The organism is Zooshikella sp. RANM57 (genome assembly GCF_050749885.1).
In the GTDB taxonomy this organism is placed as follows: domain Bacteria; phylum Pseudomonadota; class Gammaproteobacteria; order Pseudomonadales; family Zooshikellaceae; genus Zooshikella.
Genome location: NZ_JBOIUB010000003.1, coordinates 361,120 through 384,663, shown reverse-complemented (window position 1 = coordinate 384,663; position 23,544 = coordinate 361,120). Strand labels below are relative to the sequence as shown.

19 protein-coding genes are annotated in these 23,544 nt (G+C 43.0%); 14 read left to right on the top strand and 5 right to left on the bottom strand.

All coding sequences use genetic code 11. The features are described 5' to 3' along the window. Nucleotides 1-352: 352 nt before the first annotated feature. The 3 genes from ACQ96U_RS09055 to rluB all read left to right on the top strand — a co-directional run bounded on the left by ACQ96U_RS09055 (nucleotide 353) and on the right by rluB (nucleotide 3,184). Nucleotides 353-1,252 carry a segregation and condensation protein A gene (locus ACQ96U_RS09055; protein ID WP_431720922.1) on the top strand — a complete coding sequence of 300 codons (900 nt, stop codon included), beginning with the start codon at nucleotides 353-355 and terminating at the stop codon, nucleotides 1,250-1,252. After that, entirely contained in the window at nucleotides 1,249-2,241 is a 993-nt protein-coding gene (gene scpB, locus ACQ96U_RS09050) for an SMC-Scp complex subunit ScpB (RefSeq protein ID WP_431720921.1), read from the top strand. The genes ACQ96U_RS09055 and scpB overlap by 4 nt, the downstream gene beginning before the upstream one ends. 73 nt (nucleotides 2,242-2,314) lie before the next feature. Then, the gene (gene rluB / locus ACQ96U_RS09045) at nucleotides 2,315-3,184 is read left to right on the top strand and encodes a 23S rRNA pseudouridine(2605) synthase RluB (protein WP_431721060.1); all 870 of its coding nucleotides are present in this window, start codon (nucleotides 2,315-2,317) and stop codon (nucleotides 3,182-3,184) included. 9 nt (nucleotides 3,185-3,193) lie between these two features. On the opposite strand, the gene ACQ96U_RS09040 is transcribed toward rluB, so the two are convergent. The 5 genes from ACQ96U_RS09040 to ACQ96U_RS09020 form a co-directional block, all read right to left on the bottom strand. Further along, complete coding sequence (locus ACQ96U_RS09040; RefSeq protein WP_431720920.1) at nucleotides 3,194-4,141, bottom strand: GGDEF domain-containing protein; 948 nt, start codon at nucleotides 4,139-4,141, stop codon at nucleotides 3,194-3,196. 380 nt (nucleotides 4,142-4,521) lie between these two features. Then, a complete protein-coding gene (locus tag ACQ96U_RS09035) occupies nucleotides 4,522-5,262 on the bottom strand; it encodes a YciK family oxidoreductase (protein ID WP_431720919.1) in 741 nt (246 codons plus the stop codon). Between the two features lie 22 nt (nucleotides 5,263-5,284). Continuing rightward, a complete protein-coding gene (locus ACQ96U_RS09030) occupies nucleotides 5,285-5,971 on the bottom strand; it encodes an HAD-IA family hydrolase (RefSeq protein ID WP_431720918.1) in 687 nt (228 codons plus the stop codon). Nucleotides 5,972-6,061: 90 nt separating this feature from the next. After that, complete coding sequence (ubiG, locus tag ACQ96U_RS09025) at nucleotides 6,062-6,817, bottom strand: bifunctional 2-polyprenyl-6-hydroxyphenol methylase/3-demethylubiquinol 3-O-methyltransferase UbiG (protein WP_431720917.1); 756 nt, start codon at nucleotides 6,815-6,817, stop codon at nucleotides 6,062-6,064. Nucleotides 6,818-6,858: 41 nt separating this feature from the next. Next, a complete protein-coding gene (locus tag ACQ96U_RS09020) occupies nucleotides 6,859-8,187 on the bottom strand; it encodes a TRZ/ATZ family hydrolase (RefSeq protein ID WP_431720916.1) in 1,329 nt (442 codons plus the stop codon). Nucleotides 8,188-8,569: 382 nt separating this feature from the next. Here ACQ96U_RS09020 and mtnA point away from each other — a divergent pair, with 382 nt between their 5' ends. The 11 genes from mtnA (at nucleotide 8,570) to lapB (ending at nucleotide 23,363) form a co-directional block, all read left to right on the top strand. Next, a complete protein-coding gene (gene mtnA / locus ACQ96U_RS09015) occupies nucleotides 8,570-9,637 on the top strand; it encodes an S-methyl-5-thioribose-1-phosphate isomerase (RefSeq protein ID WP_431720915.1) in 1,068 nt (355 codons plus the stop codon). A 579-nt stretch (nucleotides 9,638-10,216) separates the two neighbouring features. After that, entirely contained in the window at nucleotides 10,217-12,904 is a 2,688-nt protein-coding gene (gyrA, locus tag ACQ96U_RS09010; RefSeq protein WP_431720914.1) for a DNA gyrase subunit A, read from the top strand. A gap of 137 nt (nucleotides 12,905-13,041) precedes the next feature. Beyond that, the gene (serC, locus tag ACQ96U_RS09005; RefSeq protein WP_431720913.1) at nucleotides 13,042-14,130 is read left to right on the top strand and encodes a 3-phosphoserine/phosphohydroxythreonine transaminase; all 1,089 of its coding nucleotides are present in this window, start codon (nucleotides 13,042-13,044) and stop codon (nucleotides 14,128-14,130) included. 7 nt (nucleotides 14,131-14,137) lie between these two features. After that, complete coding sequence (gene pheA, locus ACQ96U_RS09000; protein ID WP_431720912.1) at nucleotides 14,138-15,226, top strand: prephenate dehydratase; 1,089 nt, start codon at nucleotides 14,138-14,140, stop codon at nucleotides 15,224-15,226. Between the two features lie 30 nt (nucleotides 15,227-15,256). Then, the gene (gene hisC / locus ACQ96U_RS08995; protein ID WP_431720911.1) at nucleotides 15,257-16,360 is read left to right on the top strand and encodes a histidinol-phosphate transaminase; all 1,104 of its coding nucleotides are present in this window, start codon (nucleotides 15,257-15,259) and stop codon (nucleotides 16,358-16,360) included. An 83-nt stretch (nucleotides 16,361-16,443) separates the two neighbouring features. After that, the gene (locus ACQ96U_RS08990; protein WP_431720910.1) at nucleotides 16,444-18,696 is read left to right on the top strand and encodes a bifunctional prephenate dehydrogenase/3-phosphoshikimate 1-carboxyvinyltransferase; all 2,253 of its coding nucleotides are present in this window, start codon (nucleotides 16,444-16,446) and stop codon (nucleotides 18,694-18,696) included. Continuing rightward, entirely contained in the window at nucleotides 18,696-19,379 is a 684-nt protein-coding gene (gene cmk, locus ACQ96U_RS08985) for a (d)CMP kinase (protein WP_431720909.1), read from the top strand. Before ACQ96U_RS08990 ends, cmk begins: the two co-directional genes overlap by 1 nt. A 172-nt stretch (nucleotides 19,380-19,551) precedes the next feature. Further along, nucleotides 19,552-21,231 (top strand): 30S ribosomal protein S1, encoded by a 1,680-nt coding sequence (gene rpsA / locus ACQ96U_RS08980; protein WP_431720908.1) that lies wholly within the window; start codon nucleotides 19,552-19,554, stop codon nucleotides 21,229-21,231. Between the two features lie 217 nt (nucleotides 21,232-21,448). After that, nucleotides 21,449-21,745, top strand: coding sequence for an integration host factor subunit beta (gene ihfB, locus ACQ96U_RS08975; RefSeq protein WP_431720907.1), 297 nt, complete (start codon nucleotides 21,449-21,451; stop codon nucleotides 21,743-21,745). Between the two features lie 116 nt (nucleotides 21,746-21,861). Beyond that, nucleotides 21,862-22,170, top strand: a complete 309-nt coding sequence (locus ACQ96U_RS08970; protein WP_431720906.1) for a LapA family protein — start codon at nucleotides 21,862-21,864, stop codon at nucleotides 22,168-22,170. A gap of 11 nt (nucleotides 22,171-22,181) precedes the next feature. Further along, on the top strand, nucleotides 22,182-23,363 hold the full coding sequence (gene lapB / locus ACQ96U_RS08965; protein WP_431720905.1) for a lipopolysaccharide assembly protein LapB: 1,182 nt from the start codon (nucleotides 22,182-22,184) through the stop codon (nucleotides 23,361-23,363). The last annotated feature ends 181 nt before the right edge of the window (nucleotides 23,364-23,544 follow it).

The following is a 23,544-nucleotide window of genomic DNA, read 5'->3' as shown; positions in this document are numbered from 1 at the left end:
GCTCCTTAATATTGCCGCATAGAATATAAATGGTCAGCTTTTCCTGGAAACCAGATAAATGCTCAGTCTGGAACTTTTATCAAGATTTATTCAGATATATCCGTACAAAAATGGGTGCAGGATAGGTGTTGTTTTGCGAAAATAGACCGTTTAGACAACTGAAACTGTATTGCTATGGAGGTTGATATCCTCTTTGTCAAAATAGTTATTGTCAATGCGTTAGAAAGTACCTGTGATATTGATTGAGGTTTACGCTAGACGAGTCAGCTTTTTGCAGGATTTGAGTAAGCCCAGCAAACATTTGAAAACGCACGTTTAACTATGCGCTTGCTCTATCGTTAGGAATACATGTATGTCAGAACCTGTGTCTCAACCGGAAAATTCTACAGTCGAAGATGCGGTGGATCACCGAACTGACTTGCTATCTGAAAACCAGATTTATCAGCGTCGCTTTCGGCAAACACCTGAGCAGGCTGAGCTGCCTTTTGCGATTGTACAAGGTGAACCTGTCACTGAAATACCGCAGGACTTGTACATTCCTCCAGAAGCATTGGAAGTCTTTCTTGAAGCTTTTGAAGGCCCTTTGGATTTACTTTTGTATTTAATTCGACGACAGAATGTGGATGTTCTGGAAATATGTGTTGCAGATATTACGCTGCAGTATATGGAGTATGTCGAATTAATGAAGGCTGTCCACTTTGAATTGGCGGCAGAGTATTTGGTGATGGCTGCCATGTTAGCAGAAATTAAGTCTCGTATGCTCTTACCCAGAACAACTGAGGAATCTGAAGAAGAAGAGGAAGATCCTCGAGCAGAGTTAATAAGACGTTTGTTGGAGTATGAAAGGTTTAAAAAGGCGGCTGAATCTATTGATGAAATACCACGGCAAGGGCGTGATATTCATTTAGCAAGAGCATTACCGCCTCACATTGTGCATGATAAACCTCAGCCGGATGTGGAGCTAAAAGAGGTACTGGTTGCATTTGCAGGTGTTTTAAAGCGTGCAGAGATGTTTGAAAGCCATCAAGTGGAACAGGAAGCCCTGTCGACCAGGGAACGAATGTCTCAAGTATTAGGAGCATTATCTGCTGATCACTTTACGCCTTTTATAGCACTTTTTTCACTTGAAGAAGGGCGGTTAGGGGTGGTGGTGACATTCTTAGCGGTTTTGGAATTAATAAAAGAGTCCCTTATAGAGCTAGTACAAGCTGAGCCATTTGGGGCTATTCATGTAAAAGCACGAGCCTCATGACAGATTTTGACGTTACTTTAAGTGTGATTTTGGAGGGGGCGTTACTGGCGTCACCAAAGCCATTAAGCATAGAGCAAATGCGGCTGCTGTTTTCTGAAAGTAGTCGTCCTGAACCTGAAGTCATCAAGCAAGCATTAGATGTAATTGGTGAGCAGTGTGAAGGACGTGGTTTTGAACTCAAAGAAGTCGCTTCAGGTTATCGCTTTCAGGTTCGTAGCCAATTAAGTGAATGGGTGGGCAAGCTGTGGGAAGAGCGTCCCCCTCGCTATACGCGGGCCTTGTTAGAAACACTGGCGCTGATTGCTTATCGGCAACCTATTACACGTGGTGAAATTGAAGATATTCGAGGGGTTAGTGTCAGTTCTTCCATCATTAAGACATTACAGGAACGAGAGTGGGTCCGGGTGGTAGGGCATCGTGATGTGCCTGGCAGGCCCGCGATGTATGCAACGACACGTCAATTTTTAGATTACTTCAATTTGCAAAGTTTAGATCAGTTGCCGCCACTTGCTGAAATTAAAGAAATGGCGGCGAATGAAGAGCTTGCCCTGGATGAGCCTGGAGGAGAGCAAGTAGGCTCAAGTGAAGGGCCTCAGGATAAACCAATGTCGGCAGATGAGCTATTTGCTGAGCTTGATGACATGGAACAGCATTTACCTGAACATTTTGATCAGCTGCTATCGGGCAAATTTGAGCCAGAAGTTGGCGAAGAAGACGCTGCAAGTGAAGAAACAACTGAAAACACTGACCAGGATGCGTCTTTGCATGACGCATCTTTAGCCATGACTGAAACTGAAGAAACAGAAAAAATGACGCTGGCAGAAGAAACGGCTAGAGCACAAGAGCGTGCAGTAGCGCTCTTGGATAAGCGGCTTCATGAAGAACATGTACAACATAACACTGATGAAACTAACCCAAGTGCTGAAGCAATATCTGATGGAAGTACTTTAAATGAGCCATCTCCTCTGCAAGATGACTCTGCTTCTTAATAAGATTTCTTTACTTTGGAAAACTGGAAGCCCAATACCTGAAATGGGTAGTAAGCTTTAATTATTAGAAACGATTGTGAGTAAAAACGAAGTGGAAACGGTTAAGTTACAAAAAGCTTTGGCTCAAACAGGCCTAGCTTCCAGGCGTGAAATTGAGCGATGGATTGCTGAAGGTCGTGTTCAGGTAAATGGGCAAACAGCAGCTTTAGGTGCAAGAGTTTCTAGTGTTGATCAAGTAAAAGTAGATGATCGATTAGTGACCATTAGTTGTGGTGCTGAACACCGTCGTGTATTGGTTTATAACAAGCCTGAAGGAGAAGTTTGCTCAAGAAAAGATAATGAGGGACGTCCTACCGTCTTCGATCGGTTACCAAAGCTTAAAGGAGAGCGCTGGATAAATATCGGGCGTCTGGATATAAACACATCAGGACTATTGTTGTTTACCAGTGATGGTGAGTTGGCAAATCGTCTGATGCATCCTTCATATCAGATTGAGCGGGAATATGCTGTTCGAGTTATGGGTGAAGTAACAACAGAAATGACTGAACGCTTATTTAAGGGGGTCACTCTGGAAGATGGGCCTGCACGCTTTACCGATATTGTTGATTCCGGCGGTGATGGCATTAATCACTGGTTTCATGTTGTTATCATGGAAGGTCGAAACAGAGAAGTTCGTCGTCTTTGGGAGTCTCAAGGGGTAAAAGTAAGCCGCCTAAAACGCGTGCGTTATGGCAATGTTATTTTATCGAGTCGAGTTAAGGTGGGTGCTTGGGAAGAGCTTCCACAGCGAGAGGTTGACGAATTAGCTAGACAGGTAGGTTTAAGTGTCAAACCTGTGCCCACCCATAGTAAACAAGGTAAGACTGATTTACAGCGTCAGCAGCGAAAGCATACCCATACCACTAAGCCTAGAAAAAAGAAGCCAGCTGGTCCTCAGCGTTAATTAGCATGTCTAACTATTAACGACCCTATTTCGACCTGATGCTTTTGCACGGTACAAGGCTTGATCTGCTCTATTAAACAAGTCTTGTATCGTATCTTTTGCCTGAAGTGTTGATGTGCCCAAGCTAACAGTGAGTGGAATGGCTACGTTATTAAATTGACATTGCATGTCTTCAATACTTTTACGCAAACGTTCAGCAACAACCGTTGCGGCTTTTTTACTGGTTTTAGAGAGCAGGACAATAAATTCCTCGCCACCATACCGAAAAACCATATCCACATTTCTTAAGCTGTTATGCAAACAGGCTACAGTTTGCTTAAGTACATAGTCTCCAGCACTATGGCCGTAATTATCATTAATTTGCTTAAAATGATCTAAATCTAACACCAGCAAGGAGAGAGGTTGTTTCTCCCGCTTACAAACCTGTAACTCTCTATGAAGTGCATTATCAAGTGCAATACGGTTGCCTGCACCCGTTAACGGATCATAAAGAGCAGCCTGAATAGCAGAACGATACTGTAATGCATTACGAAGTGGACAAACAACATACTGCAGTAACTCTTCCAAACAGGCCAGTTCGTCTTCAGTAAAACGGCGTTGGCGATAGCTGATTATTTCTCCGAGTTGGTCCGTTTCGGTAATCATTCGATAACTACAACTGTGGTGCTTGGTTTTTCCACAGTGAATACTCAGACCGTACTCTTTATGAAGATAAGTAAGGCCATCCAGCTCAATCAGTCCATCAATACTCGTAAAAAGTTGCTGAATGAGTGTTTCTATTTCTAGTGAGGCTTGCAGTCGTTGAATAAACTGCAAACGCTGTGTTACTGAAAGGTTATCCGCTTGAATTGTGTGTAGTGGTTGTCTCTTAACCTTTGCGTTGGGTGAGGCTTGTCCATTGACTGCGGTGAGCTTTCTTAACTTACTCATATGAGATTGCTGCACAGGTTGATTCATAACGACCAAAGCCTTCTGTAAATAGTTCCGTCTTGTTCGCTAAATCTTTGCGAATTTTATGCCACTTAATTAATTTTTTATTATTTAAATATATCTGCGGCTTTACAGTCCCGTAACACGCTAAGGCGGCAAACCGGTTCCGCCCGAATGGCTATTGTTTGAGTTAGCAACTAATAATAACGGATAGAGTAGGGGGAGCGTCAAATAAGTGACGAAAAAAATCGTGCTTGTTATAAGTGTTTTTTTGATGAGTAGGAGAGGTTAATCATTAGCTCAGGAACGGCTTTTTAACGCTCAATAGAGGAACAGGTAACTCTCTTTTTGAGCGTTTTGTGGAGTGATTTTAGATTAGTGGACCATACATTACGACTCACCAGTGCTTATTGAGCGTTAAATGCTTGACCATTGACGGATTGACTATCAGGCCCCATTAAATAGAGATAGACATTCATGATATCTTCTGGTCCAGCTAATTTAGCTTGATCTTCTGCTGGATAAGCCTGTGCTCGCATGGCTGTTCTGGTAGCACCAGGATTTACTGAGTTGAAGCGGATGTGGCTAATTTCTTCCTCTTCATCGGCAAGTACCTGCATTAGACCTTCTGTGGCAAATTTGGATACAGCGTAGGCGCCCCAATGTGCTCTGCCTTTACGCCCAACGGATGATGACGTGAAAATGACAGAGGCATCACTTGATTTGCGAAGGAGTGGTAATAGTGCTTGCGTCATCATAAAGGCAGCATTAACGTTAACTTGCATGACCTGATGCCAAGTATCGATATTATATTGGCTAATGGACGTCAGAGTTCCCAAACTGCCTGCATTATGAAGCAGGCCATCTAACTGACCAAATTCTTGGTCAATACGTAATGCTAAATCGTCATAATCTTTGGGGCTTGCTCCCTCTAAGTTCATTGGATAAATGGCGGGTTGAGGATAGCCTTTTTGCTCAATTTCATCATAAACAGCTTCTAGTTTTTTGGTGGTACGACCTAGCAAAATTACAGTAGCGCCGTAACGGGCAAAACTTAGGGCTGCTGCCTTGCCAATGCCATCACCAGCACCTGTTACTAAAACAACACGATCAGCTAACAGGTTGTCGTGTGCTTGATATTCAAACATGATGTTCGCCCAATTAGTAAAGTTAAGCTCGTAAAGTCCAATTGTTATCGTCAAGCCAATCAAGAATATCCATGACAGAGTCTGCATGAAAATCAGCAGGCCAAGACAATGGATTACTGTCATTGTCAATATAGCCATAGCATGCTGCAACCGTCACCATACCTGCACGCTGGCCTGCCTCAATATCCCGTTCATGATCACCAATATAAATACACTGCTGAGGTAGGCAATTAAGCTGGTTGCAGGCAGTGAGTAGTGCTTCTGGGTGAGGTTTGCGCTGCTGAACATGATCTGGACAAATAGTCACTGCACTGCGTTTACTGAGTGCAAGCGAGTCCATAATTGGAAAAGTATATTGACTGGGTTTATTGGTCACGACACCCCAAGGGAGCTGGCGAGATTCAATAGCTTGCAGTAAATGATCTATGCCTGGGAATAAGATTGTTTCGTTGACAAGTTGTTCCTCATAAAAGGCTAACAGTTGCTGGTGTAATCCAGTAAAACGCTCATCATCTTCTGTTGTCGAAAAAGCCAATTTGACTAAGGCTTTTGCACCATTAGAGACACAGTTGCGTACCACATCGTAGTCAAGGCTGCTTTCACCATGTGTGTGGCGCAGACGATTTACCGCAGCAACTAAGTCGGGTGCGGTGTCGAGTAGAGTGCCATCTAAGTCAAATAAAATGGCTTGGATTGGAGACGTTTGCATGAGGGTTTCTGCTTCTCAACTGAACCGGTGTTACTCATTACGCTTGGTTTAGCTCAGGCAACTAAACCTGAACGATGCCAACTACAGTATTCATTCTGGTTTTACAGTGTGCAGCAAATAGTTGACGCTGACATCGTGTTTATCCAGTTTATAGTGTTTGGTGATGGGGTTATAGGTCATCCCTGTCATAGTTTGTGGCTGTAAACCTGCAGCACGTACCCAACGAGCAAGTTCTGCTGGGCGTAAAAACTTACTCCAGTCATGTGTGCCTTTAGGAAGTATTTTCAGTACGTACTCAGCTCCGACAATCGCAAATAAATAAGACTTGGGGTTGCGGTTAATCGTTGAAAAGAAGACATGTCCCCCTGGTTTAACCAGCTGACTGCATGCCTTAATGACTGATGATGGATCAGGGACATGTTCCAGCATTTCAAGGCAAGTGACGACATCAAAGTAACCAGGCTTCTCTTGAGCTAAAGCTTCTGCTGTGGTTTGTGTGTATTCAACATTTGCCCCTGATTCCAAACAGTGAAGCTTAGCGACTGTTAGCGGTGCTTCCCCCATATCGATGCCTTGCACTTGAGCACCTCGCAAGGCCATCGATTCAGAAAGAATGCCACCACCGCAACCTACGTCGAGTACTTTCTTTCCTGCTAGGGATGCTCGCTCATCAATAAAATTAAGCCTAAGTGGGTTGATATCATGGAGAGGCTTAAACTCACTGTTACGATCCCACCAGCGGCTAGCTAATGCCTCAAACTTAGCGATTTCATCGGCATCAACGTTGTTATCTGTATTAACGCTGTTGCCAGGGGTATTAACGTTGCTGTTAGGGGATTGTTCCATTGCGAGCATTTCCCGTTTAAAAGTACCCTGTTGGTATAGGTTTATTGGCCAGTAATGATATGCTCTTTCCAACGTAAAGCGTTGGCTTTGAGATAATCAATATCTAATGTAGTGAGTTCTCGGTTATTTAACACTAAATTACCGTCAACCCAAACATGCGTTACTTGTCGTGAACTTGCGGTATACACAATTTGTGAAACGGGATGGTACATGGGCAGATTTTCCAACTCATCAAGATTGATAGCCGTAATGTCTGCAGCTTTATTAACTTCTAAACTACCCGTAATGTCATCAATACCTAATGTTTTTGCACCATTTATTGTCGCCATGGCGAGTGCTTCATGGGCAGACAAAGCAGCGGCATCTTCGGCAACCGCTTTAGCAAGCAAGGCTGCTGTGCGCATTTCTCCCAACATATCCAGATCATTATTACTGGCTGCACCATCCGTACCCAAAGAAACATTAACGCCAGCTTTCAGTAGTTGATCTACAGGACTAAAGCCGCTGGCTAGTTTTAAGTTGGATTCAGGGCAATGAACAACATGAGCTCCTGTTTGCAGGAGTAGCTGAATATCTGCTTCAGTGATTTGGGTCATATGCACACACTGTAGACGTGGGCTGAGTAAACCTAAATCATGGAGGCGTTGTAAAGGACGTTTTCCTGTTTTAGCCAGTCCTTCATCGACCTCTGTGGGTGTTTCATGAATATGCATTTGGACTGCGGCATCTAATTGCTCAGACAGTGTTGCGATACGTTTTAGTGGTTCATCTGACACAGTATAAGGAGCATGAGGGCCAAACATAATGCGCGTCATAGACTGATGACGGAACTGATCAAAAACTTCTAGCCCTTTGTGAATATATTCGTCAGGATCTTTTGCCCAGGGGGTGGGGAAGTCCATGATAGGAAAGCTGATTTGGCTACGAATCTTAGCATCTAAAGCAACTCTGGCGGCTACTTCTGGGAAAAAGTACATATCACTGAAAGTAGTAGTACCACAACGAAGCATTTCAGCAATCGCAAGCTGGGTGCCATCGTGAACAAATTCAGCGCTTACCCATTGAGATTCAGCGGGCCAAATATGTTCATTTAACCAAGTCATTAAAGGTAGGTCGTCAGCTTTCCCTCGGAAAAAAGACATTGCTGCATGACAGTGTGTATTAATAAAGCCAGGAATAAGTGCATGGTTTGGTAATTGTTGATGATTTGCTGGCTGAAACTGATTTAATGCTTGATCATTAGGCAGTATGGCAATAATTGTTCCATCATTTATAACAAGCGCATGATTTTTGAGTACTTCTTTATCAGCATTGACAGGGATGACCCAGCCAGCCTCAATAATAGTATCGACAGCTTTTTTTTCACTCATAGCGGCTTCCACAGACTGATTAAAAATACAACAGCATTAGTTAGTAGGCTTATTCTAGTAATAAGTGATCAGCACGTGTTCATGCATCCTGCACTAACCGGCTGTATCCAGAGATCAGTCGGCAGTATATAGTTTTGTGTTGTCTATTTCGAGTTTGATATTCATCGTATGTCGTGTAGCTGGTCTTGATCATATGAATAGGCGAATACATTAATATACGACAACTAATTTATTTATGGCGTTATTAAAATATCAGAGTGTTTAGACAATGGCCTGACTCAAAGGTAAAAGACTTTATAAATATACAGATTTTTACACGGTAAACTAACAGGTAACTGTGCTGAGTGAGTTTATTAAGTGAATGTCAAAGGATATAAAAAATATGCAGTCTTCATTTTCAAAAATAGAAGCGATTAGCTGGACAGGGACACAGTTAAAGTTGCTGGATCAACAAGTGTTACCTAATCAAATACAGTATGTACTGTGCTCAACAGCAGAGGATGTCGCTAAAGCAATACAACAAATGGTTGTTCGTGGCGCTCCTGCTATTGGTGTTAGCGCAGCTTATGGCGTTGTGCTTGCTGCAGCAGTGGGGCAATCAATAAATTCACTCATGGCTACACTTGATATGCTGTCAGCAGCAAGACCCACAGCGGTTAATCTTCGCTGGGCAATAGAGCGAATGCGTGAACTCATCAATGCACATATATCCTCTTCAGCAGATGAGCAAGTTACCACATTACTGAAAAATAAGCTTATGACTGAAGCAGTCGCTATTCATCAGGAGGATATCGTAGCCAATAAAACCATGGGGCAATACGGTAAACAGGCTATTTTAGCGTCATTATCTGAGGCACGTAAGGTCAGTGTGATGACCCACTGCAATACTGGAGCACTTGCAACCAGTGGTTATGGGACAGCACTGGGCGTAATTCGTGCGTTGGCTGAAGCAGATGAACTAAGTCAGGTTTGGGTTAATGAAACACGCCCCTGGTTACAAGGTGCTCGGTTAACGGCGTGGGAGTTAACTCAGGAAAAAATTCCTTTTGTTTTAGGTGTGGATGGTGCGGCAGCCTACCATATGGCAACGAATAAAATAGACTGGGTCATCGTAGGTGCTGACCGTATTACCGCAAATGGTGATACAGCTAATAAGATTGGCACTTATGGTTTGGCGCTGCTGGCACATCATCATGGATGCAAATTTATGGTTGTCGCTCCTTCATCAACAGTCGATATGAGCTTGACTTCAGGAGAAGAGATTGACATTGAGTACCGAGAGAGTAATGAGTTAATCATGCTGGGTGATAAAATGCTGGCACCTGAAAACACTTCTGTGAGTAACCCTGTGTTTGATGTGACGCCTGCGAGTTTAATCGATATGATCGTCACAGAGCGTGGCGTGATAGAAAATCCAACACAGGCAAAAATGCAACAACTGTTTTGCTGAAAATGATGCTGATAGTCGTAATGTGACGACTTAAATGTATTGTTGGAATAGCTTAAGTCAGATGCATTGATTAAATATACACCTTTGCGGTAATTGGTTATAATTACTCATCTTTTTGCTGGGTGACCGGAACTTCACGGAATATTACCCAGCCCAACTAACAGTAACTGGTTGTATAAAGCTGGCTAAGCGTTACCAGTGGTGAATAGATTAATTGTGCATTGAGCATGGTAAAACCCATACCCCTTTACATTAATCATTAACGTAATCCATGTTGAGAATACGTTCCTATTGGTTTTTGAGCGTTTCTAGTAGAGGTGATGGGGCTTTAGTATATGTTTGGAGATGTCGATAAATAGTGTTACTTCAAACTGTAAGTAGTACGGGCATCTTAATAAAAGCGCTATGAGTTGTCAGAGTGATTCAAGTTGACTCTATGTTAGAAGACAAATGCTCAATACGTTTTTTCATGTAGATAGCTTCACTTGGTGCAGTTACTTAATGCATAGGTGTTATCGGTTTTTGACTCATTGATGCTGGCATCAGTCAGAACCCACAGCATAAGGAAACATATCCGTAATGGGTGATTTAGCTAAAGAAATACTTCCGATTAATATCGAAGATGAGCTGAAACAGTCGTATCTTGATTATGCTATGAGCGTGATTGTTGGGCGTGCTTTGCCTGATGTCCGCGATGGTTTGAAGCCAGTACATCGTCGTGTACTGTTTGCGATGAGTGAGCTTGGTAATGATTGGAACAAAGCTTACAAAAAGTCGGCACGTGTTGTTGGTGACGTAATCGGTAAATACCACCCGCATGGTGACTCAGCTGTATACGATACTATTGTCCGCATGGCTCAGCCTTTTGCGATGCGCTATGTGTTGGTTGACGGACAAGGTAACTTTGGATCTGTTGATGGTGACTCTGCTGCAGCTATGCGTTATACCGAAGTACGCATGGCAAAAATTGCCCATTCTATTTTGGCAGATTTAGAAAAAGAAACAGTCGATTTTACGCCCAACTACGATGGTACAGAGCAAATCCCTGTAGTATTGCCTACGCGTATACCTAATCTGTTGGTGAATGGCTCTTCTGGTATTGCGGTGGGGATGGCAACCAATATTCCACCACACAACCTAAGAGAAGTGGTCAATGGCTGTTTAGCTTTGCTGGATGACTCGTCTCTCACTATTGATCAGCTGATGGAATATATCCCCGGCCCTGACTTCCCTACAGCCGCAATCATTAATGGGCGAGCGGGAATTCTTCAGGCTTATCGTACTGGCCGTGGTCGTATCTATCTTAGAGCGAAAGCTGATATTGAAGAAGACCCAAAGACCGGTAAGCAAACCATTATCGTTTCTGAGCTCCCCTACCAGCTTAATAAAGCGAAGTTGATTGAAAAAATTGCTGAGCTGGTAAAAGATCGAAAAATTGAAGGCATTACTGAGCTTCGCGACGAGTCTGATAAAGACGGGATGCGAGTTGTTATTGAGCTGCGCCGTGGCGAATCAGGAGACGTTGTACTCAATAACCTTTACTCACAGACTCAGCTCGAAAGTGTTTTTGGTATTAATATGGTGGCGTTGGTTGATGGTCAACCTAAGCTACTTAACCTTAAAGAGTTAATTGAAGCCTTCATTCGCCACCGTCGAGAAGTTGTTACTCGCCGTACCGTTTATGAACTTCGTAAAGCCAGAGAGCGCGGCCATATTTTAGAAGGCCAGGCAGTTGCTCTGTCCAATATTGACCCTGTAATTCAACTCATCAAAGAATCTCCCACGCCAGCAGAGGCTAAAGAGAAGTTGATTAATACTCCCTGGCAGCCTGGCCATGTATTAAACATGATTGACCGTGCTGGTGCAGTATCATGTCGCCCAGATGGCTTAGCTGAGGAATATGGCTTACGCGATGGGAAGTATTATTTATCACCAGAACAGGCCCAAGCTATCCTTGAGTTACGCCTACACAGACTGACGGGTCTTGAGCATGACAAGCTGTTGAATGAGTATCAGGAATTACTCAAGAAAATTGCTGAATTGATGCTTATTTTGTCAGACTCAAACCAGCTCAAAGCAGTTATTCGTGAAGAGTTAGAGCAAGTACGGGAAGAATATGGCGATGAGCGTCGTTCAGAGATTGTCAGCTCTCGTGTTGATTTAACCGTTGAAGACTTGATCACTGAAGAAGATATGGTGGTTACGATTTCACGGAGTGGTTATGCCAAGACAACGCCTCTGGATACCTATCAGGCTCAGCGTCGTGGTGGTCGTGGTAAGTCTGCAAGCTCTTTGAAAGATGAAGACTATATTGAGCACTTATTAGTCGCCAATACTCATACTCAAATTCTTTGTTTCTCGTCTGTGGGTAAGGTGTACTGGTTAAAGGTTTATGAAATTCCTGCGGCTGGTCGAACATCCCGTGGTCGTCCGATTAATAACTTATTATCGCTACAAGCTGATGAGTATATTACCGCTATATTGCCAGTAACTGAGTTTACGGAAGGGCATTTTGTCTTTATGGCGACTGCCAATGGTACTGTGAAGAAAACACCCCTAGAACAGTTTTCACGTCCACGTAATGCAGGCCTCCGCGCATTGGAACTTGATGAGGCTGATCACCTTGTGGGTGTTGCTATTACAGATGGTGAACAGGACGTCATGCTGGTGAGCAGTTCTGGTAAAGCGATTCGTTTTAAAGAGTCAGATGTACGTGCAATGGGGCGGACTGCTAAAGGGGTCCGAGGCATTCGTCTGCAAGAACAGCAAAAAGTCATTTCATTAATTATTCCCGATAATGATGGCTTTATTCTTACTGCAAGTGAAAATGGATATGGTAAGCGTTCCCAGGTTGCTGAGTTTCCGATTTATGGACGTGGTGGTCAGGGCGTGATTGGTATGCAAAGCAGTGAGCGTAATGGCGCTATAATTGGTGCTATTCAAGTCTGGGATAATGATGAAATGATGTTGATTTCTGATCAGGGTACGTTGGTCAGAACAAGAATTGATGAAATCTCAGTACTGGGACGAAATACTCAGGGTGTGCGTCTAATTAAACTCAGTAATGGTGAACGTCTAGTCAGTATTGAGCGAGTTGCAGAGCCTGAAGATGCTGATGATCTTGAGGGTGATCTAGCTGATTTTGATGAATCTGTAGATGAAGATACTGAAATTTCTCCAGAAGCATCTACTACTGATACAGATGAGCCAGATGTTGATACTGAGGACCCTGGTATTCAGGATGGAGAAGAACCAGGTGAGGACTGACGGACGGCAACGAAAGAACGAACGGTTAGCTGGTCAAGCTGACCAGAAGCCGCTAAGTTGTTAACAAAACGGCCAATATCCTTACCAGGATATTGGCCGTTTTATTGTCTATGGTGTTGGTTGGTACGGTATTGCTTATGACACGAGCCTTTAATTTTTGTGCAGGACCTGCTGCTTTGCCTGATGAAGTGTTGCAACAAGCTCAGGCTGAGCTGCTCGATTGGCAGCAGATGGGTATTTCTGTGATGGAGATCAGTCACCGTCATGCCGCTTTTGAAACGATGGCGGCTGAGGCAGAGCAAGATTTACGTGATCTGCTGCAAGTGCCTGATGACTATGCCGTATTGTTTATGCAAGGGGGCGCGACAGCCCAATTTTCGCTTATCCCTATGAACCTTTTAGGTAAAGAGGCTGATCCTCTGGTTGCTTGTGTTAATACAGGTATTTGGTCACAAAAAGCCACAGCTGAAGCAGCTCGCTATGCAAAAACGCACATCGTGGCAGATGCTCAAGCTTTCCAAAATACAACAATCCCGCCATTGGCTGAGTGGGATATTCCAGAACAGGCTTCTTATTTGCACTACACCCCAAATGAGACGATTGGTGGACTTGAATTTCATTTTGTACCTGAAGTGGAATCAATACCACTAGTCGTGGATATGTCTTCTACGCTACTTTCTCGTCCCATTGATGTAAGCAAATTTGCGTTGATTTATGCTGGAGCACAAAAAAATATTGGGCCAGCAGGGGTTACCTTGGTTATTGTACGTAAAGACTTGCTTGATCGTGCTATGCCATCAACACCGTCAGTGTTTAATTACCAGCGTATTGCTGATAATGGTTCGATGTTAAATACACCACCCACATTTGCCTGGTATTTGTCTGGCCTCGTGTTTAAGTGGCTAAAACGTCAGGGTGGGCTTTCAGCGGTGGCAGAAATTAATGAGCGAAAAGCCACTAAACTGTACCGCTTTGTTGATGAAAGTGATTTTTATCATAACCCAATTGATCCTGATTGCCGTTCTTGGATGAATGTACCATTCACTTTAAAAGATGACGCTTTAAATGCTCGCTTTCTGCAGGAAGCTGAAGCAAATAAGCTGATGAATTTGAAAGGTCATCGCTCTGTGGGGGGAATGCGTGCTTCTATCTACAATGCGGTTCCAGAGCGGGCAGTAGATGCACTGATTGATTTTATGAAAGATTTTGAGAAACGCCGTGGTTAAGAAAAGTATGTCGGAAACTGAGCAAAAATTAAAAGAGTTACGTAAGCGTATTGATACTATCGATAGCAAATTGCTGACGTTGATTAGTGAACGTGCTGATTGTGCGAAAAGTGTTGCACAAGTAAAGCAGCTTGAGGGCAATAGCTTTTACTATCGGCCTGAGCGAGAAGCACAGGTGTTGCGAAGTATCATGCAGAATAATCAAGGTCCACTGGATGATGAGGAAGTGGCCCGTCTGTTTCGTGAGATTATGTCTGCGTGTTTAGCTTTGGAGCAGCCCATTCATGTGGCCTACCTGGGACCAGAAGGTACATTTACGCAAGCGGCTTCAATAAAGCACTTTGGGCACTCTGCGGTTTGTGTACCCATGGCGACGATTGATGAAGTATTTAGAGAAGTGCTTGCAGGTGCCGTTAATTATGGTGTTGTGCCAGTAGAGAACTCAACAGAAGGTGTTATTAATCACACCCTTGATTCATTTATGGAGTCGCCATTAAAGATTTGTGGTGAGGTTGAGCTTCGTATTCATCATCATTTATTGGTTTCAGAGCATACTCGCCGAGATAAAATTTCTCGTATTTACTCTCATGCTCAGTCATTAGCACAATGTCGCAAATGGCTGGACTCATACTATCCTGGTGCTGAGCGAGTTGCGGTGAATAGCAATGCTGAAGCTGCAAAGCGTATTAGAAGTGAATGGCATTCAGCTGCTATTGCGGGTGATATGGCTGCTGAACTTTATGAGTTGGAAAAAGTAGCAGAGAAAATTGAAGATCGCCCTGATAATTCAACACGGTTTTTAATTATTGGCACCCAGGAAGCGTTACCAAGTGGACAGGATAAAACATCAATCATGGTTTCAATGCGTAACCAGCCAGGTGCTTTACATGAGTTGTTGGAGCCATTTCATAAAGGAAAAATTGATTTAACGCGTGTGGAAACACGCCCTTCAAATACTGGTACATGGAATTATGTGTTCTTTATTGACTTCTTAGGACATGTTCATGACCCTAAAATTGCTGAAGTGATGAAAAATGTTGCCGTTAAAGCTTCTGATTTGAAAATTTTAGGCTCTTATCCGAAAGGGGTTCTTTAAAAACACACTAATAATAATTAGGGAGTGGCTATGTCAGTGGATTATACAAAGTTGGCTGTGCAGGGGGTTAGACAGTTACAGCCTTATGTACCAGGAAAACCTATTGAGGAAGTGGCTAGAGAACTGGGTTTAGCTCCAGAAAATATTGTAAAACTGGCCAGTAATGAGAACCCTTTAGGGCCTTCTTCAAAGGTTTTAGAGGCTATTGCCAAAGCTCAAAGTGAGTTAACACGTTATCCTGACAGCAATGGTTATAGTTTAAAAAATGCACTTTGTGCTCATCTTAACGTAGCGTTTGACCAGATTACATTGGGTAATGGTTCTAATGATGTGCTTGATCTTTTAGCTCGGGCATTTGTTGTGCCTGGTACAGAAGTCGTATTTTCCCAGTATGCGTTTATTGTTTACCCTATTGTTACGCAAGCTGTTGGGGGTAAGGCTGTAGTAGTTCCTGCGCTAGAGTGGGGACATGACCTTGATGCGATGGCGAAGGCGGTTACAGAAAGGACTGCTATGGTGTTTTTAGCTAACCCAAATAATCCCACTGGGACTTGCTTTTCACGTAGCCAGTTAGTGAAGTTTCTTGAGCAGTTGCCTGAACATGTCATTGTGGTGCTTGATGAAGCCTATTTTGAATATGTTGATGAAGCAGAATATCCCAATGGACTATTGCTTCAAAACGACTTTCCTAACTTAGTTGTGTGTCGTACCTTTTCTAAAGCCTATGGGCTTGCAGGTTTACGAGTGGGTTATGCGGTTGCATCACCTGAAATAACAGATATGTTGAACAGGGTACGACAGCCTTTCAATGTAAGTAGCATGGCGCTCGCTGCGGCTGAGGCTGCTTTGCATGATCAACCCTATTTAACAAAAGCCTGTCAGATAAATCATGAAGGTATGGTGCAAATTACCTCTGCATTCAACACTCTTAGTGTTAACTATATTCCTTCAAAGGGGAATTTTGTGACCGCTGACTTTGGTGAGAAGGCGGCCGATATTAATCAACAGCTGCTTCAGCAGGGAGTAATTGTTCGTCCTGTTGCAAACTATGGTATGGCTCGTCATCTGCGTATATCCATAGGTTTGCCTGAAGAAAATGAACGATTTATTGAGGCACTTAAGCAGATTCTTTAGCTTTTAAGCGACATTCATATTACCTATTATTGCTAGTTGAAATGAGTTGAGCGAAATTTGTGGACCATGAGCAGTAAAATATTATGAGCAGTACTGAGCCAAGTGGCTTTGTTATGAAACCGCTATCAAAGCAAACACTGGTTGTTATTGGGTTAGGCTTGATCGGTGGCTCTGTGGCGACGGCTGTAAAACAGCGATCGCTTTGTCGCCGTGTGTTAGGCGTCGATCTTGATCAACAGGCATTGAAAATAGCCAAAGCGATACAGGTAATTGATGATTATTTACCGTTTGCAGATGCAGTAAAAGCAGCTGATATCATTGTGTTAGCAGTACCGATGTTGCGAATGCAGCAAGTATTGCAGTCAGTGGCTGATGTTGAAGGTTGGCAAGATAAAGTCATCACTGATGTAGGCAGTGCTAAGGGGTGTTTAATTGATGCGACTGAAGCAGTATTTGGTGAGTGGCCTCAAAATTTTATTCCTGGACACCCTATTGCTGGCTCAGAAAAAAGTGGCGTTACTGCTGCAAATCCAGACCTCTTTGTTAACCATAAAGTGATTTTGACTCCTCACGCGATGGTGAATCGTCAGGCGCTGTTATCTGTACGTCAGTTGTGGCAGGGGATAGGTGCTGACGTACTACAAATGGATATTCAGCGACATGATGAAGTACTTGCAGTAACAAGTCATTTACCCCATCTCCTTGCTTTTTCTCTGGTTGATACGCTGGCAACTGAGCGTGATAATCAGGATATTTTTCGCTATGCGGCAGGCGGCTTTCGTGACTTCACGCGGATTGCTGCCAGTGATCCTACTATGTGGCATGATATTTTTGTAGCCAATAAAGGTGCTGTGTTGCGAGCACTTAATGATTTTACAGCCGATTTAGTCAAATTGCAGAAGGCTGTGGAAACAGAAGATAGCCAGTATATGCTGGGCGTTTTTACGCGAGCCAAAGTGGCTCGTGAACACTTTAGTAAAATGTTGGCCCGTCGTGCCTATGTGGAGCCTATGAAACAGCAAGAAATACGTTATATCAGTCGTCAGGCAGGTCCGTTGTCTGGAGAAATTCGAGTTCCTGGAGATAAGTCTATTTCTCATCGTTCGATTATGCTGGGATCGTTAGCAGACGGTGTGACTGAAATAGAAGGCTTTTTGGAAGGTGAAGATAGTCTGGCCACATTGCAAGCATTCCGAGATATGGGCGTCGTGATTGAAGGCCCTCATCAAGGGAAAGTCACTATTTATGGTGTAGGTTTACATGGGCTTAAGCAGCCACCAGGGCCACTCTATCTTGGTAATTCAGGTACGGCGATGCGCCTGTTTGCTGGGTTGTTGGCGGCTCAGAAATTTGATGTCACCTTGACGGGAGATGCCTCGTTGTCTGGAAGACCCATGAGCCGAGTTGCAGTGCCTTTACAGCAAATGGGTGCAGTCATTAACACTGAGGCTGAAGGTCGACCACCACTAAGAATTGAGGGTGGGCATCAGTTAACAGGCATAAATTACACCCTACCGATGGCCAGTGCTCAAGTTAAATCCTGCTTGTTGCTTGCGGGTATGTATGCTCAGGGCAAGACGACAGTGACTGAGCCTGCACCAACGCGTGATCACACCGAACGTATGCTAACAGGGTTTGGTTATCCAGTAGAGGTTGATGGCAATACAGCGACTATTCAGGGGGGAGGCGAACTCTCTGCATGCAAAATTGAAGTGCCAGCAGATATTTCTTCCGCAGCATTTTTTATGGTTGCGGCTTCTGTTGTGCCTGGGTCTGAGTTGTTGATTAAGCATGTAGGGATTAATCCAACACGAGTAGGCGTGATTAATATCTTGCGTTTAATGGGCGGCGATATCACCCTTGAAAACGAGCGAGAAGTAGGTGGAGAGCCTGTTGCTGATGTTCGTGTGCGTTCTGCTCAGCTCCAAGGTATTGAGGTGCCTGAAGATCAGGTTCCGTTAGCCATTGATGAGTTTCCAGTACTTTGTATCGCTGCAGCCAATGCTCAGGGCACGACTACCGTCCGTGGAGCAAGTGAACTACGGGTCAAAGAAAGCGATCGTATTCAAGCCATGGCTGATGGTCTGGATGCGCTGGGGGCCCATGTCGAAACAACATTGGATGGCATTATTATTAAAGGTGGTCAGGCACTGCAGGGCGGTAAGGTTGATAGTTTAGGTGATCACCGCATAGCAATGGCATTCGCAGTTGCAGGTTTACGCGCAAGTGGCCCTATAGAAATAGCAAATTGTGCCAACGTGGCGACCTCATTCCCGAACTTCATAGAACTTGCAAAAGTAACAGGATTTAATCTTGTAGTGGAGTCCGCAGCGTAATGAATGAAGTACCTGTAGTTACCATTGATGGGCCGAGTGGTTCAGGAAAAGGAACCGTGAGTAGTCTTTTGGCTCAGCAGCTCGGTTGGCATTTACTGGATAGTGGAGCACTTTACCGTTTAACAGCACTTGCAGCACTAAAGGCTCAGGTTGAGCTTGATGATATTGATGCATTATCCGAATTAGCTAAAGAATTAGATGTGTCTTTTCGTACTTGTGATAATTCATCACAACGGCAGATTTTTCTTAATGAGGAAGACGTTAGCCTCCAAATACGAACAGAAGAAGTGAGCTTGTCTGCGTCAAAAGTAGCAGCAATAACTGAGGTTCGTGATAGCTTATTTGCCAGGCAACAGGCTTTTGCGCAGTTACCTGGGTTAGTTGCCGATGGTCGTGATATGGGTACAGTGGTATTTCCAAATGCGACCATGAAATTTTATATCACAGCTTCTGCTGAAGAGCGTGCCCAGAGAAGGCTTAAACAATTGCAAGCACAGGGTATTGATGCTAATATCCAGCGCATTTTTGAGGATATCGTGGCTCGAGACAAGCGAGACAGTGAGCGCGCTATCTCACCTTTGCTTCCTGCGGCAGATGCAATCATTATTGATACAACACCTTTGAGTATTGAAGAGGTTATTGTTGAAATAAAAATGCACCTAAAGCGCAAAGGTCTGCTATAACAAGTTTATTTATGTGAAAAGGTAAGCAGCACACTGTTGAGCCAGCGGCGCGGTGTGCTGTTTGATTATTGGGCAACCCGTAGAGGCTGGTTCTACGGCCATTGTAGTGTATCATCCGCTCAACAGATAAAAGGGTGCTCTATGCTACTCAGTCAACTAGTAGGTATGTGTAATGAGCGAAAGCTTTGCTGAATTATTTGAAGAAAGTTTAAAAGAATTAGACATGCAACCAGGCTCTATTATCAGTGGAGTGGTGGTTGATATTGATCAGGACTGGGTTACTGTCCATGCTGGCTTGAAGTCTGAAGGTGTGATTCCTCGTGAGCAGTTCCTGAGCGAAAGCGGTGAGCTTACTATTCAAGTAGGTGATGAAGTTCAGGTTGCTCTGGACACTGTAGAAGACGGCTTTGGTGAAACCCGCTTGTCTCGTGAAAAAGCGAAACGTGCAGAAGCTTGGAAAGAGCTTGAAGCTGCGTTTGAAGCAGATGAAGTGGTTAAAGGTATTATCAATGGTAAAGTTAAAGGTGGCTTTACAGTTGATATTAACTCTATTCGTGCATTCCTACCTGGTTCACTAGTTGACGTTAGACCAGTCCGTGATACAACTCACCTTGAAGGCAAAGAGCTTGACTTCAAGGTGATCAAACTGGATCAAAAACGTAACAACGTTGTTGTTTCTCGCCGTAGCGTACTTGAAGCTGAAAACAGTGCTGAGCGTGAAGCATTGTTGGCAACACTGCAAGAAGGTCAAGAAGTTAAAGGTATCGTTAAGAACCTGACTGATTACGGTGCGTTCGTTGACTTGGGTGGTGTTGACGGTCTGCTACACATCACTGATATGGCCTGGAAGCGTATTAAGCATCCAAGTGAAATTGTGAATGTTGGTGATGAAATCAACGTTAAAGTACTGAAATTCGATCGTGATCGTAACCGTGTATCTCTTGGTCTGAAGCAATTGGGTGAAGATCCATGGGTTGCAGTTAAAGCTCGTTTCCCTGAAGGTACACGTACTTCTGGTCGTGTAACTAACCTAACTGACTACGGCTGTTTTGTTGAGCTGGAAGAAGGTGTTGAAGGTCTGGTTCACGTTTCAGAAATGGACTGGACTAATAAGAACATTCATCCTTCTAAAGTGGTTTCTTTGGGTGATGAAGTTGAAGTTCAAGTACTGGATATCGATGAAGAACGTCGTCGTATTTCCCTAGGTATCAAACAGTGTAAAGTGAATCCTTGGGAAGAGTTCTCAACTAAGTACAACAAAGGCGATAAAGTTTCTGGAACTATTAAGTCAATTACTGACTTTGGTATCTTTATTGGTCTTGATGGTGCTATCGACGGTTTGGTTCACTTGTCTGACATTTCTTGGAGTGAAACTGGCGAACAAGCTGTTCGTAAGTACAAGAAAGGTGAAGAGCTTGAAACTGTTATCTTGTCTATCGATCCAGAGCGTGAGCGTATCTCGCTAGGCATTAAGCAGCTTCAAGATGATCCATTTGCAGCGTATGCTTCTAAGCATGAAAAAGGTGCGATTGTTAATGGTATGATTAAAGAAGTGACTGCTAAAGCAGCCACTATTCAGCTTGCTGATGATGTTGAAGGTACATTGAAAGCTTCTGAAATCAGCCGTGATCGTGTTGAAGATGCTTCCAACGCTTTGAAAGAAGGTGAGGCTATTGAGGCTAAAATTATTAGCATCGATCGCAAAAACCGTGTAATCAGTCTTTCTATTAAAGCAAAAGATGAGGCTGACGAGAAAGCAGCATTAAAAGAGCTGCGTAAGCAAGAAATGGAAGCTGCAGGACCTACTACTATTGGTGACTTAATCAAAGCACAAATGGATAGCAAGGAATAAGTTCTCTTACTGTTTATTTAAGAGAGCATAAAAGGGGTGATCAATTGGTCACCCCTTTTTTATTGGGAGAGAATAAATATTTAATACAGGCGTTGTACTTCTATTGTGCTGTACTTTGGATATGATATATCCTTTATAATCAGATAGTTACTTGAATTAAATTGATTTCTTGGCTATGTTAGTGGTGGTGCCATATGACCAAGGTGAGGATGCCTGCATGACCAAGTCAGAATTAATCGAACGCATTGCTGAGCAACAACCGCAATTGTCTCTCAAGGACGTTGAATTGGCGGTTAAAACAATGTTAGAGCAAATGTCATATGCGTTAGCAAATGGTGATCGTATTGAAATACGCGGCTTTGGTAGCTTTTCTCTACATTTTCGTGAGCCTCGTGTTGGTCGAAATCCCAAAACAGGTGAGGCTGTTATGTTGGAAGGAAAATATGTACCTCATTTCAAACCTGGTAAAGAGCTAAGAGACCGGGTAAATAAAGGATTAACGACTGGTTATTAAGCATCCATTAAAAATTCATTATGAAACGGTATGATCTTTTGATGGTACCGTTTTTTTTATCTGCTATTTAACCCTATAATGCCTTGCATAGTGTAACTAACCAGTGAGTTTTTTTCATGTTGAAACGGTTTGTATCTTGGTTTAAGTGGATTGGAGCAGGTCTTGTCGCATTGCTGTTAGCGCTAGTGATGGCTGATTTTATTAGTAGTAATACATTGCTTGTTGATTTAAACCTTGTGGGTTTTTCATTTCCAGGGCTCTCTTTACCTTGGCTAATGATTGTTTCGTTTGTAGTAGGAGGCATTTTAGGCCTTTTATCTGCATTGATGATCATTATATTAGCTAAGCATAAAATTCACCGGCTAGAGAAGAAGCTCAAAAGTCGAGATGAAGAATTACAAAAAATTAGGACAAGCACACTGTAAGGTGCAAGTGAATGTCTGAATCGCTGTTATTTGGAATGGTATTAACAGCTATTGCTGTTGGTTATGTATTGGGCCGTTGGGACCGTAAGAAAAGACAACAACGTGTCAAGGATCGGCTTTCAAAGGAATATTTTATTGGGTTAAATTATTTGCTTAATGAGCAAACAGATGAAGCGATTGATATTTTTATTAAAGCACTAGAGATTAATCCCGATAGTCACGAAGCTTTTGAAACATGTATTGCCCTAGGTCGATTGTTTTGCCGACGTGGAGAGGTTCAACGAGCTATTCAGATTCATCAAAGTTTGTTAGCCCGACCAAGTTTAAATCGTAGGCAGTCATTACAGGTACAACTTGAGTTGGCTCGGGACTATTTGTCAGCAGGAGTACTTGATCGAGCTGAGTCTTTATTTTTAGAGGTTACAAAGTCGGGTCATGATTTAAAGTTCACAGCATTACAGGCTCTGGTTGAAATTTACCAACAGGAAAAAGAGTGGGAAGAAGCAATTAATATCGCTGATCAATTAGTATCCTATGATAGCCCTCGCTATATTCCCCTTTTAGCCCATTTTTGCTGTGAACAAGCTGAGCATTGTATTAGTAAGCAAGACTATAGTGCTGCTAGGCAAGCAATAAAGCGTGCAATGAAATACGATAAATGTTGTGCGCGTGCATATTTAATTTTAGGTCGCCTAGAGTTTGAGCAGGAAAACTACAAAGAAGCAATTAAAATATTGCAACAAATTTTTCATCAAGACCCTGATTTTGTTTCTGAATCTGTACCCTTATTAATAGAATGTGATCGTAAAGCAAAAACACTCTTTGGTATTAATGGATATTTATCAAAATGTCTCAAAGAGTATCCTTCAATCTCAGTCGTTTTAGCATTGGCACAAAGTATTCGAGAAAAAGAGGGGGATAAAGCAGCTGGAAAGTTTATTGCTGAACAACTCGTACAGCGCCCATCGTTGCGGGGACTAAATGCGCTTATTGACTTGCATATAGCGAATACAGAAGGAAAAGCCAAAAAGAACTTGGGTTTACTTCGTGAGTTGACTGGACGGTTGGTTGAAAATAAACCTATTTATCGTTGTCATCACTGTGGTTTTGCTGGGAAGGAGCTTCATTGGTTGTGTCCAAGTTGTCATCAATGGGGGAAAGTTAAACCCATTAGAGGTATTGAAGGGCAATGAAGTTGTATTAAATTGTAATGAATATATAGCCGTTACTTATTAGGTACTAATTTAGGTTTATTGTTTTTAATTTAACCTTGACTGTAAATCCATTTAGAATTGTGCACTACTTGGTACATTAGGCAGTATGTATTTTATCTATTTTGCACTTTCGTAAGAGAAGACTTGCAAAGTGAATTCT

What these genes read in the sequence shown, in the direction of transcription:
- ihfB (WP_431720907.1), top strand. Translation starts at nt 21,449, where the DNA reads ATGACCAAGTCAGAATTAATCGAACGCATTGCTGAGCAACAACCGCAA.
- ACQ96U_RS09030 (WP_431720918.1), bottom strand. Translation starts at nt 5,971, where the DNA reads ATGCAAACGTCTCCAATCCAAGCCATTTTATTTGACTTAGATGGCACT.
- serC (WP_431720913.1), top strand. Translation starts at nt 13,042, where the DNA reads ATGACACGAGCCTTTAATTTTTGTGCAGGACCTGCTGCTTTGCCTGAT.
- pheA (WP_431720912.1), top strand. Translation starts at nt 14,138, where the DNA reads ATGTCGGAAACTGAGCAAAAATTAAAAGAGTTACGTAAGCGTATTGAT.
- hisC (WP_431720911.1), top strand. Translation starts at nt 15,257, where the DNA reads ATGTCAGTGGATTATACAAAGTTGGCTGTGCAGGGGGTTAGACAGTTA.
- gyrA (WP_431720914.1), top strand. Translation starts at nt 10,217, where the DNA reads ATGGGTGATTTAGCTAAAGAAATACTTCCGATTAATATCGAAGATGAG.
- ACQ96U_RS09040 (WP_431720920.1), bottom strand. Translation starts at nt 4,141, where the DNA reads ATGAATCAACCTGTGCAGCAATCTCATATGAGTAAGTTAAGAAAGCTC.
- scpB (WP_431720921.1), top strand. Translation starts at nt 1,249, where the DNA reads ATGACAGATTTTGACGTTACTTTAAGTGTGATTTTGGAGGGGGCGTTA.
- ACQ96U_RS09055 (WP_431720922.1), top strand. Translation starts at nt 353, where the DNA reads ATGTCAGAACCTGTGTCTCAACCGGAAAATTCTACAGTCGAAGATGCG.
- ubiG (WP_431720917.1), bottom strand. Translation starts at nt 6,817, where the DNA reads ATGGAACAATCCCCTAACAGCAACGTTAATACCCCTGGCAACAGCGTT.
- rpsA (WP_431720908.1), top strand. Translation starts at nt 19,552, where the DNA reads ATGAGCGAAAGCTTTGCTGAATTATTTGAAGAAAGTTTAAAAGAATTA.
- mtnA (WP_431720915.1), top strand. Translation starts at nt 8,570, where the DNA reads ATGCAGTCTTCATTTTCAAAAATAGAAGCGATTAGCTGGACAGGGACA.
- ACQ96U_RS09035 (WP_431720919.1), bottom strand. Translation starts at nt 5,262, where the DNA reads ATGTTTGAATATCAAGCACACGACAACCTGTTAGCTGATCGTGTTGTT.
- ACQ96U_RS08970 (WP_431720906.1), top strand. Translation starts at nt 21,862, where the DNA reads ATGTTGAAACGGTTTGTATCTTGGTTTAAGTGGATTGGAGCAGGTCTT.
- cmk (WP_431720909.1), top strand. Translation starts at nt 18,696, where the DNA reads ATGAATGAAGTACCTGTAGTTACCATTGATGGGCCGAGTGGTTCAGGA.
- ACQ96U_RS09020 (WP_431720916.1), bottom strand. Translation starts at nt 8,187, where the DNA reads ATGAGTGAAAAAAAAGCTGTCGATACTATTATTGAGGCTGGCTGGGTC.
- ACQ96U_RS08990 (WP_431720910.1), top strand. Translation starts at nt 16,444, where the DNA reads ATGAGCAGTACTGAGCCAAGTGGCTTTGTTATGAAACCGCTATCAAAG.
- lapB (WP_431720905.1), top strand. Translation starts at nt 22,182, where the DNA reads ATGTCTGAATCGCTGTTATTTGGAATGGTATTAACAGCTATTGCTGTT.